At 65.1% G+C, this 13,571-nt stretch carries 13 protein-coding genes; 5 read left to right on the forward strand and 8 right to left on the reverse strand.

Annotated features, from left to right (window positions below; genetic code table 11):
• Window positions 1-372: 372 nt before the first annotated feature.
• A complete protein-coding gene (locus E1N52_RS02840) occupies window positions 373-774 on the forward strand; it encodes a hypothetical protein (protein WP_133180003.1) in 402 nt (133 codons plus the stop codon).
• An 86-nt stretch (window positions 775-860) separates the two neighbouring features.
• On the opposite strand, the gene E1N52_RS02845 is transcribed toward E1N52_RS02840, so the two are convergent.
• From E1N52_RS02845 to E1N52_RS02855, 3 genes are all read right to left on the reverse strand, one after another.
• Window positions 861-1,646, reverse strand: a complete 786-nt coding sequence (locus tag E1N52_RS02845) for an alpha/beta fold hydrolase (RefSeq protein ID WP_133180527.1) — start codon at window positions 1,644-1,646, stop codon at window positions 861-863.
• A gap of 235 nt (window positions 1,647-1,881) precedes the next feature.
• Complete coding sequence (mreB, locus tag E1N52_RS02850) at window positions 1,882-2,937, reverse strand: rod shape-determining protein (protein WP_133180005.1); 1,056 nt, start codon at window positions 2,935-2,937, stop codon at window positions 1,882-1,884.
• Between the two features lie 360 nt (window positions 2,938-3,297).
• The gene (locus E1N52_RS02855; RefSeq protein WP_133180007.1) at window positions 3,298-3,948 is read right to left on the reverse strand and encodes an alpha/beta hydrolase; all 651 of its coding nucleotides are present in this window, start codon (window positions 3,946-3,948) and stop codon (window positions 3,298-3,300) included.
• A 276-nt stretch (window positions 3,949-4,224) separates the two neighbouring features.
• Between E1N52_RS02855 and E1N52_RS02860 the strand changes: the two genes are divergently transcribed.
• Both E1N52_RS02860 and E1N52_RS02865 read left to right on the forward strand, forming a co-directional pair.
• Window positions 4,225-5,796: a DHA2 family efflux MFS transporter permease subunit gene (locus E1N52_RS02860; RefSeq protein ID WP_133180009.1), complete on the forward strand. Its 1,572-nt coding sequence runs from the start codon at window positions 4,225-4,227 to the stop codon at window positions 5,794-5,796.
• Window positions 5,797-5,904: 108 nt separating this feature from the next.
• The gene (locus E1N52_RS02865; RefSeq protein WP_133180011.1) at window positions 5,905-6,831 is read left to right on the forward strand and encodes a glutaminase; all 927 of its coding nucleotides are present in this window, start codon (window positions 5,905-5,907) and stop codon (window positions 6,829-6,831) included.
• Between the two features lie 56 nt (window positions 6,832-6,887).
• Here E1N52_RS02865 and yfcF read toward each other — a convergent pair whose 3' ends face one another.
• From yfcF to E1N52_RS02885, 4 genes are all read right to left on the reverse strand, one after another.
• Window positions 6,888-7,520 (reverse strand): glutathione transferase, encoded by a 633-nt coding sequence (gene yfcF / locus E1N52_RS02870; protein ID WP_133180013.1) that lies wholly within the window; start codon window positions 7,518-7,520, stop codon window positions 6,888-6,890.
• Between the two features lie 92 nt (window positions 7,521-7,612).
• A complete protein-coding gene (locus E1N52_RS02875) occupies window positions 7,613-8,170 on the reverse strand; it encodes a hypothetical protein (RefSeq protein ID WP_133180015.1) in 558 nt (185 codons plus the stop codon).
• 132 nt (window positions 8,171-8,302) lie between these two features.
• Entirely contained in the window at window positions 8,303-8,959 is a 657-nt protein-coding gene (locus tag E1N52_RS02880) for a helix-turn-helix transcriptional regulator (protein WP_133180016.1), read from the reverse strand.
• A gap of 18 nt (window positions 8,960-8,977) precedes the next feature.
• A complete protein-coding gene (locus E1N52_RS02885) occupies window positions 8,978-9,883 on the reverse strand; it encodes a S1C family serine protease (RefSeq protein ID WP_133180529.1) in 906 nt (301 codons plus the stop codon).
• Window positions 9,884-10,031: 148 nt separating this feature from the next.
• On the opposite strand from E1N52_RS02885, the gene E1N52_RS02890 reads away from it, so the two are divergent.
• Complete coding sequence (locus E1N52_RS02890) at window positions 10,032-10,964, forward strand: hypothetical protein (RefSeq protein WP_133180018.1); 933 nt, start codon at window positions 10,032-10,034, stop codon at window positions 10,962-10,964.
• A gap of 59 nt (window positions 10,965-11,023) precedes the next feature.
• Here the strand turns inward: E1N52_RS02890 and E1N52_RS02895 are convergent, their stop codons facing one another.
• Entirely contained in the window at window positions 11,024-12,694 is a 1,671-nt protein-coding gene (locus tag E1N52_RS02895) for a thiamine pyrophosphate-binding protein (RefSeq protein ID WP_133180020.1), read from the reverse strand.
• Window positions 12,695-13,145: 451 nt separating this feature from the next.
• Here E1N52_RS02895 and E1N52_RS02900 point away from each other — a divergent pair, with 451 nt between their 5' ends.
• Complete coding sequence (locus E1N52_RS02900) at window positions 13,146-13,571, forward strand: tripartite tricarboxylate transporter TctB family protein (protein WP_133180531.1); 426 nt, start codon at window positions 13,146-13,148, stop codon at window positions 13,569-13,571.

The following is a 13,571-nucleotide window of genomic DNA, read 5'->3' on the forward strand; positions in this document are numbered from 1 at the left end:
TTCTGTCCTTGAATTGCTGTCACATCGCAATACTTCGCGCAAACCTCGCGCAACAGGACGCAGCCGCCGGAAAGGCCGGCATCGCTGCGACCGCTTGCCGCATTCTACGGCGCGGCGCAGCATCGATTGATAGTGCAGCCAGCAACAATCCCTCTTCAAGCTCGCAACACTGCCAAGCTTGCGGCTTCCTTAACGTCGATTCCTGCAACAATATTTTGCTCTTGCAATGCAGCATGCGACACCTGACCTCTGCCATACTGCTTGACATGCAAGGGTTTTCCATTACTTGCATTTTGTAATCTAGCCCGCTTTCAGTTAGCGGGCTTTTTTCACCGCCACACGCGCTTAAAGCAAAACGTAAGGAAGCAACAGATGAACATCTCGGTCGACACCCTGTTCGCAGAAGACGAACAAGCAGAGGGCGCCATTGTCACGGCACTCAATCACCAGGACATCGTGGTCGCACTCTCGGCCGCGCTCGCCAACGAACGCGTTGCTGTGCTGCACATGCTGTATCCGCGCACCGACGCGCGCACGCACCGCAGCCTCGATCACCTCGTGGACGCGCTCAACGGCCACGGCCTGCACCAGGTCGCCCGCCTCGTTTCGCAGGAAGCGCACTACCTCGTATTCAAGGATCCGGTGAAGGCATGGAAGGCCTTCCACGAAATCCGCAACGATTCGCTCGCGATCGGCGTGCACCTCTACTACGCGGGCCTCGTGGGCGAAGCTGCCGAGCACAAGCTCGACGCACACGCGCACGGCCGCGACTAAGCGAGAGTCGTTCGGACTGCGATATTTCTCGCAGCAACAAAAAGGGCGGCCACATCGCGTGGCCGCCCTTTTTGCATCAGCGTGCGTCAGCGCCCGTGGCCGCTCACGAATCGATCGATCAACTCGTTGAACGCCGCGGGCCGCGCCAGATTCATCCCATGCGATGCGCCCGCCACACTCGCGCGGCGCACATCGGGCAGCCATGCGTCGAGTGCGGCCACGGCCCGGTGAAACACCTCCGGACTCAGTTCGCCGTCGATCAGCAGCACGGGGCAGCCCACCTCGGCGGCGTGCTCGCGCGTGTATGCAGGCAGCGGATCCTGAAACTGCGGCCCTAGCGTGTGCGCGTTGTCGGTGGCCATGCGGCGAAACCCATGCGTGCTCTTCGCCCAGAAGCCGGGCCGGCTCACCGAATCGACGAACAACTCCAGCCCCGCGTCCACCTGGCCCGACTCGATCAGCGCCACGGCGCGGGCGCGCAGCGCATTGACGTTCTCGGGCAGCGTGGCGAGCGTCTGGCCCGGCTGCTGGACCGGCCCGCCCGGATCGGCGAGCGTGAGCGTGCGCACGTGCTGCGGATGGCGCCGCGCGAACTGGAATGACACGAGGCCGCCGCGCGAATGCCCGATCACGTGCGCCGGGCCGGCGCCCAGGGCATCGACGAACGCCGCAAGCTCATCCGCATGCTGCCGCCAGCTGAACGGCACGCCGCGCGCCGCCTCCGCGGCGGGCCAGTAGTGCGTGAGACTCACCGAGACACAGCGATACTGCTGCGCGAGGCCGGCCAGCTGCGGCTGCCAGTAGCGGTAGTCGCAAAGCGAGCCGTGCACGAAGAGAAGGAGTTCGCCTTCGCCCCGTTCAACATAGGGCATAGGCAGGCCGCCGGGCAGTTCGATGAACGTACCGGGGGCCGGAAAAGCGGCTGGATTCACGGCTGGACGATGTGGGGCAACGGGACAGCGGCGCATTGCAATGGACTGCGGCCTATGGGCGGTCCATCGCGGCGCACGCCGGCAAAGTGGCGTATTGTCCCACGGCCGCGGCGCGAACACCCGGCACGCCGGCGCCCTCCCGAGGCGGCGTTGCCTCGTGCGCCGGCTTGCGCCGTTATTCGACCATTTCGAAAGCGTGCTCGCTCACGAGCGAGGCCGCCGCGCCCGCACCGCGTACCGCGCAGGTGAGCGGCTCGTCGGCCACTCGCACGGTCACGCCAAGTTCGGCGGCGAGGCACTGGTCGAGCTTCCCGAGCAGCGAGCCGCCGCCCGTGAGCACGATGCCGCTGTCGGCGATATCGGTGACGAGTTCGGCGGGCGCCGTTTCGAGCACCTGCCGCACCGCGTTGATCACCACGCGCAGCGGCGCGGCCAGCGCGTCCACCACGTCGTGGCTCGTGATCTCGACCGTGCGCGGCAGACCGTCTTCCATGCTGCGGCCCGTGGCGCGTATGCGTTCGATGGGTTCGCCGTAGAGCGCGCAGCCAATCGTCTTTTTCACGTGTTCTGCGGTCTGATCGCCCAGCACGACGCCATAGAGCGTGCGCACATGATCGACGATGGCGCGGTCGAACTGGTCGCCGCCCACGCGCACCGAACCGCTGCACGCCACGCCGCCCAGCGCGACGATGCCCACTTCCGTCGTGCCGCCGCCGATATCGACGACCATCGAGCCCGTTGCCGCGTGCACCGGCAAACCCGCACCGAGTGCCGAAGCCAGCGACTCGCCGATCAGGTTCACGCTAGCAGCGCCTGCCGCGAAGGCCGCCTCGCGAATCGCGCGGCGCTCGACGCGCGTCGCGCCGGCCGGCACGCACACCGTGAATGCCGCACGGCGGCCGAGCAGACGGCGCGGCTGCGCCATCGCCACGAAGCGGCGCATCATGTGTTCGGCAGCGGAGAAATTGGCGATCACGCCGTGCGAGAGCGGCCGCACCGTCTCCATATTGGCCGGCGCGCGGCCGAGCAGATCCTTCGCCTCTCGGCCCACCGCGGCCACCGTCGTCTCGCTCGCGCCCGCGCGTCGCTCGAAGCAGACCACGGAGGGCTGGTTCAGCACGATGCCTTTGTCGGCGGTATAGATCAGCGTGTTGGCCGTACCGAGATCGAGCGCCACGTCCTGGCGGAACAGCCTTTTGGAAAAAATGGAATGCGGCTTGGCTCGGGCCATATTGGTCTGAAGTTCGGTTCTTTTTGGCGACCCGGCAGACGAAGCGCCGCCGGATGGCATTCCCGATGGCGGCCTCATCCAGGCAACGCGAACTAGCCGCGCGCCGGGCGGAACGGGCCTACGCGGCCCACAGGGTCGCGGCGACTCCCCGTAATAACGGCCGCGACCGGCGCGAACTTTAGCCGGTCGAAAAACAACTGCATAGCTTATCCGGAAAATATGGCCGAAATACGACACTGCGGGCTTATGCGACTGCCAATTTGTACCGATTTAGCCCGCTGATGTGGCCGGATCGCTGCCGTTTGACGCTGATTAACGGGGCCCGAACTTGCCCCGCCAGCTATCGGATAAGCCCCACGATTAGCCGCGCGCGAACGCGCGCACCAGGGCGTCGCGCCCGAGCATGACGCCCTGCGGCGTGATCGTGTGGCCGACGCCCGGCAGCGCGAAAGCGGTGACCGCGAAGCCCGCGTCGCTGAACGCGGCGGCGGCGCGCTCCAGTTCGCTCGCCGGAATCACTTCGTCGTCCTCGCCGTGCACGAGCGTGAGCACCGTGCGGCTTTTCGCGACGACGGGCGTGACGAGCCGCCCTGCATACGCGACCACGGCCGCCGCGCCCGCCGTCTGGGTGGCCACGTGGTAGAGCGACATGATCGAGCCTTGCGAGAAGCCCACCAGCGCGAGCGCGTCGTGACCGAGCCCCCAGTGGGCGAGTTCGGCGGCGAGCCGTCGCTCGAACACCTGCGAGGCGGCGACGACGCGCGCTTCGCGATTGCTCTCGCTGATGTCGCGCAGGCTGAACCACTGGCGTCCGCCGAAGCCGCCGTCGAACGGTTCGCTGCCGTCGAGCGACGTGAACGCGACGCCCGGCAGCGCGTCGCGCCACACGTCGGCGAGCGGCGTGAGGTCCTGTGCGTTGCTGCCTACGCCGTGCAGCAGCACGACAAGCGCGCGTGCGGCGCCATCGGCCGGCGCCAGACGCCAGCCCCCTTCGAATGCTTCCCAGCTCATGGTCGAACCTCCCCTGTACTGACGATCGTATTGTGTGTCCAGCGCACGCTTTTTGCGCGGCGCGCGGCAGGCGCAAGGATACGCTCGCGGCGCAACGTGTGTACGAAAGACTCCATTTCCCGACGTTACGTAAAGTCGCATCGGCAGCACCATCGCGCGCGAAAGCCTTTCGCAAGCCCCATGACCCTGCGCCGCATGGGGATGCTCCGCGGCTGGCGATGACGAAAGGCGATTACAGGTATCCTGTGCCGCAAACCGAATACGCGGAGAACACGCTTGAACCAGCCCGCCGCATCATCGGCGCCGCCTGCGCCGCCGCCGCCGCTCGAAGGCGGCAAGCTGATCCTCGCGACCATCGCCGTCGCGCTCGCGACCTTCATGAACGTCCTCGACACGTCGATCGCCAACGTCGCGATTCCGACCATCTCCGGCGACCTCGGCGTTTCCGTGGACGAAGGCACCTGGGTCATCACGGTGTTCGCGGCGGCCAACGCCGTATCGATTCCGCTGACCGGCTGGCTCACGCAGCGTTTCGGCCAGGTGCGCCTCTTCGTCGCCTCGATTCTCTCGTTTGTGCTGGCGTCGTGGCTGTGCGGCATCGCGCCGACCTTGCCGATCCTGCTCCTCGCCCGCGTGCTGCAAGGCGCCGTGGCCGGCCCGCTCATTCCGCTTTCCCAGGCCGTGCTGCTCGGATCCTGGCCGAAAGACAAATCGTCCACCGCGCTTGCCTTCTGGGCGATGACTACGACCGTCGGCCCGATCGCGGGACCGGCGCTCGGCGGCTGGATCACCGATAGCTACAACTGGTCGTGGATCTTTTACATCAACATTCCGGTGGGCCTCTTCGCGGGTTTCGTCACGTGGACGATCTATCGCAACCGCGAGTCGCCCACGCGCAAGCCGCCCATCGACGTCGTGGGCCTCGGTCTGCTCATCACCTGGGTTGCCTCGCTGCAGATCATGCTCGACAAGGGCAAGGACCTCGACTGGTTCAACTCGCCGTTGATCGTGACGCTCGGCCTCCTCGCGCTCGTCAGTTTTGCGTTTTTCCTCGTGTGGGAGCTGACCGAGGAGCACCCGATCGTCGATTTGCGTTTGTTCGGACAACGTAACTTTCTCGGCGGCACGATTGCGATTTCGGTGGCGTACGCGGTGTTCTTCGGCAATCTGGTGCTGCTGCCGCAATGGATGCAGGAGTACCTCAACTATCGCTCGGTGGACGCAGGCCTCGTGACCGCGCCGCTCGGCGTGTTCGCGGTGATCCTGGCCCCGGTGGTGGGGCGCCTGTTGCCGCGCTCCGACGCGCGCATCATCGCGACGATCGCGTTCGTGATGTTCGCGGGGGTGTTCTACATGCGTTCGCAGTACGTGATCGAAATCGACACCTTCCATCTCGTGCTGCCCACGCTGCTGCAAGGCATCCCCATGGCGCTCTTCTTCGTGCCGCTCACGGCGATCATTCTCGCCGGGCAGCCGCCGAGCCGCGTGCCCGCGGCGGCGGGCCTCTCGAACTTCGTGCGCGTGTTCTGCGGCGCGGTGGGCACCTCGATCGCGACGAACGCCTGGAACAACCGCACGATCCTGCATCACGCGCGGCTCACGGAGCAGGCTTCGATCAACAACCCGACCTTCGTGCAGGCGATCGATCAGACCCAGAAGGTGCTGAATATGAGCGAGCCGTCCGCACGCGCGCTGTTCGACTTCCAGCTCACCACGCAGGCCGCCATGATGGGGCTGAACGACATCTTCTATATCTCGGCGATCATCTTTCTCGTGATCATTCCGCTCATCTGGATCACGAAGTCGACGAAGGGTGGCGGAGGCGGCGGCGCAGCGGGGGCGCACTGACCCGCGTGGTTGAGGCAAAGCGAGCAATGAAGCCGTCGCGGTAAGCGCGAGCCGCTACAATCGCGGTCACCGCGGCGGGCGCTCCGCCGCGACTGCCCTGCACCGCCCATGAATCACACGTTCGACTACACGCCCATCCTCGACGCCATCCATCGCGACCTGCAGCCGTATATCGGCACGGGCCGCGTCGCCGACTACATTCCCGAACTCGCCACGGTGCGCGCCGATCACTTCGGCATGGCCATCGTAACGGTGGACGGCCAGGTGTACCGCACCGGCGACGCCGATGTGCGCTTTTCCATCCAGAGCATTTCGAAGCTGTTCGCCTGCACGCTCGCGTTCCAGCTGCTCGGCGACGCGCTCTGGCAGCGCGTGGGCCGCGAGCCTTCGGGCACGGCGTTCAACTCGCTCGTGCAGCTCGAATTCGAGGCGGGCAAGCCGCGCAACCCGTTCATCAACGCGGGCGCGCTCGTCGTGACCGACGTGCTGTGCCGCCGCTTCGTGCAGGCGGAAACCGCGCTCGTCGATTTCATGCGGCGGCTTTCGGGCGAGCCCGGCATCGGCTACGACCTGCGCGTTGCGCAGTCGGAACTCGCGCACGCCGAGCGCAATCGCGCGATGGCGCATTTCATCGCGAGCTTCGGCAACCTGGAGATGCCCGCCGATGCCGTGATCGACGCGTATTGCCGCCAATGCGCAATCTCGATGAGCTGCGTGGAACTGGCGCGCGCCGCGCTCTTTCTGGCGAACGGCGGCGTTTCGCCCGCGAGCGGCGAAACGGTGCTCGACGCGAGTTCGGCCAAACGCCTTTCTGCGCTGATGCTGACCTGCGGCACTTACGACGCGGCCGGAGACTTCGTGTACCGCGTGGGCTTGCCTGCGAAGAGCGGCGTGGGCGGCGGGATCATCGCGGTGCTGCCCGGCGAGTTTGCGGTGTGCGTGTGGTCGCCGGGCCTCGACGCAACGGGGAATTCGCTGGTGGGCTCGCTGGCGCTGGAGTGGTTGACGACGCGCACCGGGCGCTCGATTTTCTGAGGCTTGGGCGAGCGCAATCCGGTCAGCATCCGCAAGCCCAGCACGGCGACGCAGCCTCAGAGCGGCGGCCGCTCGAGCGTGAGCCAGCGCTGCACGGAAGGCCTCTGCCACTGCGAGAGGGCGTACTGCGCCAGCCGATGCGGCACCGGATCGCCGTTCAGGACCAGCCGGTTCAGCATCAACGCCAGGTCCACGTCGGCGATGGACCACTTGCCGAAAAGATGCTTCTCGCCTTGCGCGAGCAGCGCTTCGGCCATCGCGAAGAGCTTCTCTGCCGCGAGTTGCGCCGCGCCGGAAAGCGGCGCCGTGGTCGGGCCGTAAAACACGACCTCGGTCGAGCGCTCCTGGCGGATTGGCATGAGATCGCTGCGCAGCCACGCCTGCACCTGACGCGCGCGGGCGCGCTGTTGCCGGTCCGCCGGATAAAGCGCCACGCCGGGGAAGGTTTCTTCCAGATACTCCGTGATCGCCGAGGACTCCGAGAGCGCGAAGCCATCGTGGATCAAGGTCGGCACGCGCCGCGTGAGCGACTTCGCCGCGAATTCCGGCTTCTGGTTTTCGCTCTTGCCGAGATCGACGGTTGAAAGCTCGAACGCGAGCGCCTTCTCGTGCAGTGCGACGAAGACGGACATCGCGTAGGGACTGGCGTATTGGGCGTCGGCGTAGAGATGGAGAGTTGGGGTGGTCACAGTCGGCTCCGTTGTTGGCGCCGACGATAGTAGCAAGCACGACAGGTGTCGTGCTCAACCACCGGCAGGCTGATCGAGTCAGCCCGCCCCGCTCACGCCGTCGCCGAGACCAGCCCCGTGGTCTTGCCACTCGCGACCATCAACTGCGCCAGCGAAGTCTGCACGCTCGCCAGTTGCGACGCGATCTGGCTGACCTGGCTCGCGTCCGATTGCGACGCCGAACTCAGCGCGCTCTGCGCATTCTGGATCTGCGCCTTGATCTGGCTGATCTCACCCGAGTCCGAGCCTTGCGCCGCGGCGCTGGAAGTCTGCGACGACACCTGCGCGAGCTGCGCCTGAAGCGACGCGATGAGCGCGTTCAATTCGTCGACTTCGCTCGATGACGAACTGCTGGACGATGCCGCGCCGCCTCCACCGCCGCCGCGCGCCTTCGAAGATGCCGAAGTGCTCTGAGTCGAAGTCGAAGTCGAGGTCGACGTAGTGCCGCTGCTGGATGCGCTCGTGGACGAACTCGTCGTGCTGTTGCCGTTGGAATTCGACGATTGCGCGCCCGAGGAAGCGCCGTTGCCGGCGCCGCCCGTCGAAGTCTGCGCGCCGCTGCCGTAGGCAGTCGTCGTTGTCGTAGTCGCGGAAATGGGTTGAATCTGCATGGAATCTCTCTCGCCGCAAGTCAGGGGCAGCGTAGCTGCCGAATAACGCCCTATCCGTGTGTTATCGGCAAGCCTGAAGGTTTCTTGAGCGCTGCCCGTGCCGCTTTTATCGCGGAGGCGGTCGTGGCACGTCTACACCATGATGTATCCGTGCCGCATACCGAGCATTACCGCTTCGGTCCGATTGGTCGCGCCGAGTTTGCCGAAGATGGAAGAGAGATGGGATTTCACCGTGTTGTCCGAGATGTCGAGTTGCCGGGCGATCTCCTTGTTGCCGAGACCGTCGGCGAGCATCGCCAGCACTTCTATCTCCCGTATCGACAAGGCTTCGAACGGGCCGCCGGATGCCGTCTGGCGCAACGGCTTTCGTCCGGCCAGCAGCCTTGCGAGGATATCGGGCGACAGCACGCATAAGCCGGCGGCGGCGGCTTCGATGGCCGCGACGATTTCGGCGGGCATCACGTTGCGCGACAGGATCGCTGTCGCCTCGGCGGGCAGTTCCTCGAGGAACCCGTCGCTATCCGCATCGTCCAGCAGCAGGACCAGCGCCGGCGGCGCGCGGCCAGGTTCGAATAGCGTCTTGAGCGCGTCGCTCGCCTCCGGCTCGTTGTCGGCCACGACGACATCGGGCGCCGTACCGGCGAGCGTTTCGGCGTCGGCTGCGCTACCCAGGAACGCGAGTGCTGGCTCCGCCTCGACAATCGCCTGCAGGCTCGCACGTACCTGCGGCGAGGCCGCGATGATCGCGACTCGCACCGGCCCCATGTATTCCATCGTTCCGTCCGACATTTCGCCGCGTCCCGGGCCTCACCTGCACGAGTGCCGCTGGGGCCGTTCGCCCACGGTTACCGTGCACGCGTGGCGCTCGCCGCCCCGGATCAACGTGACTGGCAACGGCTGCCCGACGCCCGTCGAGCCCAGCGCGGCGTGCAGGTCGCCCATGTCGCGGCAAGGTTTGCCGTCCAGTTCGATCAGCACATCGCCTATGAGCACGCCTGCCTGTTCCGCAGGGCCGCCCGCCGCAAGCGAACTGATCAGCAATCCGCTATTGAACGACAGGTTCATTTTGTCCACCCACGCGCTCGACAGACTGACCTGCTGCGCGCCGACGCCAAGGTAGCCCCGCGAGACACGCCCTTTGGCCAACAGTTCGTCGGTGACGCGCTCGACCGTCATCGCGGGAATCACCATGCCCGCGCCGCGCATCAGCGCCGACGTGCAGATGCCCACGACCTGGCCGCGCATATCCGCGAGGGCCGCGCCCGAGAAACCTGGGCGCAGACCGCCGTCCAGCCGCACGAAGGCGTCGAGCTGCCCACCTCTCCAGGTGCGCCAGGGACCGCCTGTGCTGCCGATCACGCCAAAATCCGCGCTGATGCCGAGTGCGTCCGCACGCGCGACGGCGAGCGCCAGATGGCCCGGCTTGAGTGAGCCGGCATCGCCGGACTCGACCGGGTCCAGGTCCACGCCGTCGAGCTTCAGCACGGCAAGGTCGGTGCCCGGATCGAGGCCCGCGAGGACTGCGGCAACCGTACGGCCGTCGGTCAATGTGAGTTCGATGCCCTCCTCGCGTCTGATCGTGTGCGCAGCCGTCACGACGACGCCTTGGCGCCAGATTACCCCACTCGACGGCATGCGATGCCGGCCATGGACCGCCACGACGCCCTGTCCGACTCGCCCGACAATGTCGGCCAGCGTGTCCGATAGCGCCATTAACGGATTTGCACTCGAAGATGTCGTTTCCATTTCAAGTCTCCTGCTGATTGTGGGTTCACAATGACAGAAGGACAGGCGGCGCGCACCACCCAAATGGGTAGTCACAGAGATGCAGTTCACACGGAGTCAAAGCGGGAGGAAGGCCATGAGTACGCTTGCCAAATCCACATCGGGCAACCGTCGCGCGCGCCAGTGGTGGATGGCCGTGATGACCGCGGCGCTCTGCTTCATGGGCCAGGGCGCGTTCGCGCAAGCGGACGACCGGGCGGCGAGCCTGCGCGAAAAGTATCAGTCTCTCACGCAACAGCTCGCGGAAAACCAGTTTCAGCGACCGCTGTACCTCGAATCACTCGAATTGCCATCGGCACTCAAAGGCGACATTTACGGCGTGGTCAACTTCCCGTTCGCGACGGTCAACGACACGCTCAACCACCCGACACAAGGGCCTGCCAACTGGTGCGACGTGCTGATCCTGCACTTGAACATCAAGTACTGCCATGCCTCGACTAGCGCGAGCGGTACGGTTCTCGCGGTGAATATCGGCAAGAAAACCGAGGAAACGCTTTCTTCTTCGTACCGCGTGCAATTCACCTGGCACCAGGCAGTGAGTAGCCCTGATTATTTTCGCGTGGAGCTATCCGCAGCCACGGGTCCGTTGAGCACGAAAGACTACCGGATCGTGCTGGAGGCCATACCCGTGGGTAACGATCGCACCTTTATTCATCTGACTTACGCCTACGGTTACGGCACGGCGGGACGGCTTGCCATGAAGGCCTATCTGGCGACGATAGGCAGCGATAAAGTCGGCTTTTCCACGACCCACGATCCGTCGACGAACGAAACGCGATACATCGGCGGCGTACGCGGTCTGGTCGAACGCAACACGATGCGCTATTACCTCGCCATTCAAGCGTATCTCGATGCGCTTTCCAGCCCGCCCGACGCCCGCCTCGACAAACGCCTCACTGAGTGGTTCGATGCGACCGAACAGTATCCGCGCCAGTTGCACGAGGTCAGCCGCGCCGACTACATGCAAATGAAGCACAACGAATATCAACGCCAGCAGACCGCGCAGTAGTCCGCGTCTTAGTCCGCAAAGCGCGCTGGCGTTTTAGGTGCGTTTGCGAACATCCCGACTCAGCGCCCGGACGATGCAGCTTCTGGCGCGCGGCGTTTGAACGACGGCGCAGCAACACCTTCGATCATGATGTTCACGCACGCAGGCAGCTTCGCGTTCTGCGCAGCCTGCGCCCGGTCGATCGCGTCTTTCATGTCGTCCACATGTTCGACGAGCGCGCCCGCTCCGCCGAAAGCTTCGGTCACGCGATCGTAGCGTGCGGGCAGCAGTTCGCAGCCAATCAGCCGCTCGGGGCCATAACTGCGCAACTGGATCTGATACTCGGCGTTCCAGCGCGCGTCATTGCCGACCACGGCCACGAAGGGCAATCCGTAGCGCACGGCGGTATCCATTTCTGCCGCATGAAAGCCGAACGTGCCATCCCCCATGACGGAGACGATGGGCGCATCAGGGTAAGCAACGCGCGCGGCCAGCGCGAACGGAAGCGCGGCGCCGATCGCCCCGGCGACGCCGTTGATCACGCGATTGGGCGCACGCAGGCAGGCTTGCGCCCACTGCCCGAATTCGCCGCCATCGGAGACGAAAACCGCATCGGGATGGCTGTCGAGCAATGCCTGGAACGGCGTGAGCGCCTGAACAGGATGAACACGCTTTTCGAGCGACGATGACGCCGTGCGCCATTGCTCGGGCCGCCATGCCATTGCGCCCTGCACGTCGCGCGTCCAACGTTCGTCGCACTTGTGAGCATTGCGGGAAGCCGTAGCCAGCATCTCGAGCGCGGGGAAGCTATCCGCCACTGCCGTGCCGATCAAGCGCTCACCCAGCGCGCGACGCGTGCGTGCAATCTCTTGCGGTTCCGGGTCGATCTGGAGAAACATGCTACCCGGCGCGAACGCGGGCGATTTCCCGAACGCCAGCGTGAAATCCATCCGCTTGCCTATCAGCATGACGCGGTCAGCCTGCGCCAGAACTTCGGCGAACGCCCCCAGAGCCGGATCGTTGATGCCTCGCGGGCTCTCCATGCCGATGACCGGGACACCGAGCGCCGCCGCAAGCGTGTCCGTGCGCTCACGGCCCGCGCGGGTCATGCACGCCGGCCCCACGAGGATCAGCGGGCGCGACGCATCGGCGAGACTCGAAACGAGGCGCCTCGCCGTTGCATCGTCAAGCATCTGCCTCGCCGGCAAAAAGCTTTCGGCATTCATTTCACCGGGCACGTGCGCTGCGCCCTCCAATACGTCCACCGGAAGGCTCAGGTGAACGGGGCCGGGCCGCCCCGACTGCGCAGTGCGTATCGCGTGGGCCAACTCATCGACCAGGGTGTCGGGATGCTGCGCGGTGGCGGCCATCTTCACGAGCGGCGCCGCGACGTCCGCCTGGCGCATCTCCTGAAATGCGCCCATGCCCAACTGGTCGTGCGGTGCATGCCCGGAGAGCAGCAGAACGGGCGATTCCGCCATCTGCGCCGTATAGAGCGCCGAAACCGCGTTGGCGTGACCGGGACCGCCCGTCACCAATGCCACGCCGACCTTGCCGGTCAAGCGGGCATAGGCGTCCGCCATGTGCACGGCCGCGGCCTCGTGGCGCGTGTGGAACAACTCGATACCCGCGCCGATGCAAGCGTCGAACACCGGCATGATGTGGTTCCCCGACAAGGTGAAGACATGCTTCACCCCTGCTTTGGACAACGCCTTTACCAGCGCGTCAGCGCCGCGGCATGCAATCGACATTGCGATATCTCCTGTTCAAGACGGATTGATTCACGCATTAAATGGGTGTCGAGTGAATTATTCGCGTCATGTACCAGAGCGAAAAGTCAGTAATTCTTGAAGTCACCGAAAGCATTGCTTCGTCTCGCGCACGTTGCGCCGACACCCATGTTTTCCCTGATGGCAATCCGAAGGCTAACACATTACATTGCGACTCATACATATGAGTTGTATGACTGTGTCAGACAGGCGACGCTCACGGCGGGCCGCGTGCGCGCGCCGGTGGCACAGCAAACTTCGATTCGTAGTGCTACCTTTCGCCCGGCCACACACGGGCCGGGCAACGTTGCCGGACCTCGCTCTCCAGACTTCATGCGCCGGGCTGCGCTGCGGATGTCAATCGCTCAGGCGGCGGAGGTATGCGTTGAACCTCAGACTTTCTTTCAGCAAGGATTACTACGCCGGCGCACTGATGGTCGTGATCGGCGCGAGCGCCGCGTACGCCGGCATGTCCTATGACGTGGGATCGCTGACGAGCATGGGTGCCGGTTTCTTTCCCGTAGCCGTGGGCACGCTTCTGGCTATCGTCGGCATTCTGGTTGCGCTCTCGGCGAAGGATCTGCCCAAACCCGCTTCGAACACAACGGACGCGCATTCGCGGCTGCCCGACCTGCGTGGCGCCGTTTGCATTATCGCGGGCACACTCGCCTTCATCCTGCTCGGCAAATACGGCGGTCTGATTCCCGCCACGTTCGCGATCGTCTTCATCTCCGCGCTCGGAGACCGAACCAATACCCTGTTTCGCGCAGCCGCGTTGTCGATCGTCATGTGCGCGATCGCCCTCGTTGTCTTCTCATGGGCGCTAAAACTTCAGCTGGCGCCATTTGCCTGGGGATAG

It is taken from the genome of Paraburkholderia guartelaensis, from assembly GCF_004353905.1.
GTDB classification, from domain to species: Bacteria; Pseudomonadota; Gammaproteobacteria; order Burkholderiales; family Burkholderiaceae; genus Paraburkholderia; species Paraburkholderia guartelaensis.

What these genes read in the sequence shown, in the direction of transcription:
- E1N52_RS02840 (WP_133180003.1), top strand. Translation starts at nt 373, where the DNA reads ATGAACATCTCGGTCGACACCCTGTTCGCAGAAGACGAACAAGCAGAG.
- E1N52_RS02845 (WP_133180527.1), bottom strand. Translation starts at nt 1,646, where the DNA reads ATGCCCTATGTTGAACGGGGCGAAGGCGAACTCCTTCTCTTCGTGCAC.
- mreB (WP_133180005.1), bottom strand. Translation starts at nt 2,937, where the DNA reads ATGGCCCGAGCCAAGCCGCATTCCATTTTTTCCAAAAGGCTGTTCCGC.
- E1N52_RS02855 (WP_133180007.1), bottom strand. Translation starts at nt 3,948, where the DNA reads ATGAGCTGGGAAGCATTCGAAGGGGGCTGGCGTCTGGCGCCGGCCGAT.
- E1N52_RS02865 (WP_133180011.1), top strand. Translation starts at nt 5,905, where the DNA reads ATGAATCACACGTTCGACTACACGCCCATCCTCGACGCCATCCATCGC.
- E1N52_RS02875 (WP_133180015.1), bottom strand. Translation starts at nt 8,170, where the DNA reads ATGCAGATTCAACCCATTTCCGCGACTACGACAACGACGACTGCCTAC.
- E1N52_RS02880 (WP_133180016.1), bottom strand. Translation starts at nt 8,959, where the DNA reads ATGTCGGACGGAACGATGGAATACATGGGGCCGGTGCGAGTCGCGATC.
- E1N52_RS02885 (WP_133180529.1), bottom strand. Translation starts at nt 9,883, where the DNA reads ATGGCGCTATCGGACACGCTGGCCGACATTGTCGGGCGAGTCGGACAG.
- E1N52_RS02890 (WP_133180018.1), top strand. Translation starts at nt 10,032, where the DNA reads ATGAGTACGCTTGCCAAATCCACATCGGGCAACCGTCGCGCGCGCCAG.
- E1N52_RS02895 (WP_133180020.1), bottom strand. Translation starts at nt 12,694, where the DNA reads ATGTCGATTGCATGCCGCGGCGCTGACGCGCTGGTAAAGGCGTTGTCC.
- E1N52_RS02900 (WP_133180531.1), top strand. Translation starts at nt 13,146, where the DNA reads ATGGTCGTGATCGGCGCGAGCGCCGCGTACGCCGGCATGTCCTATGAC.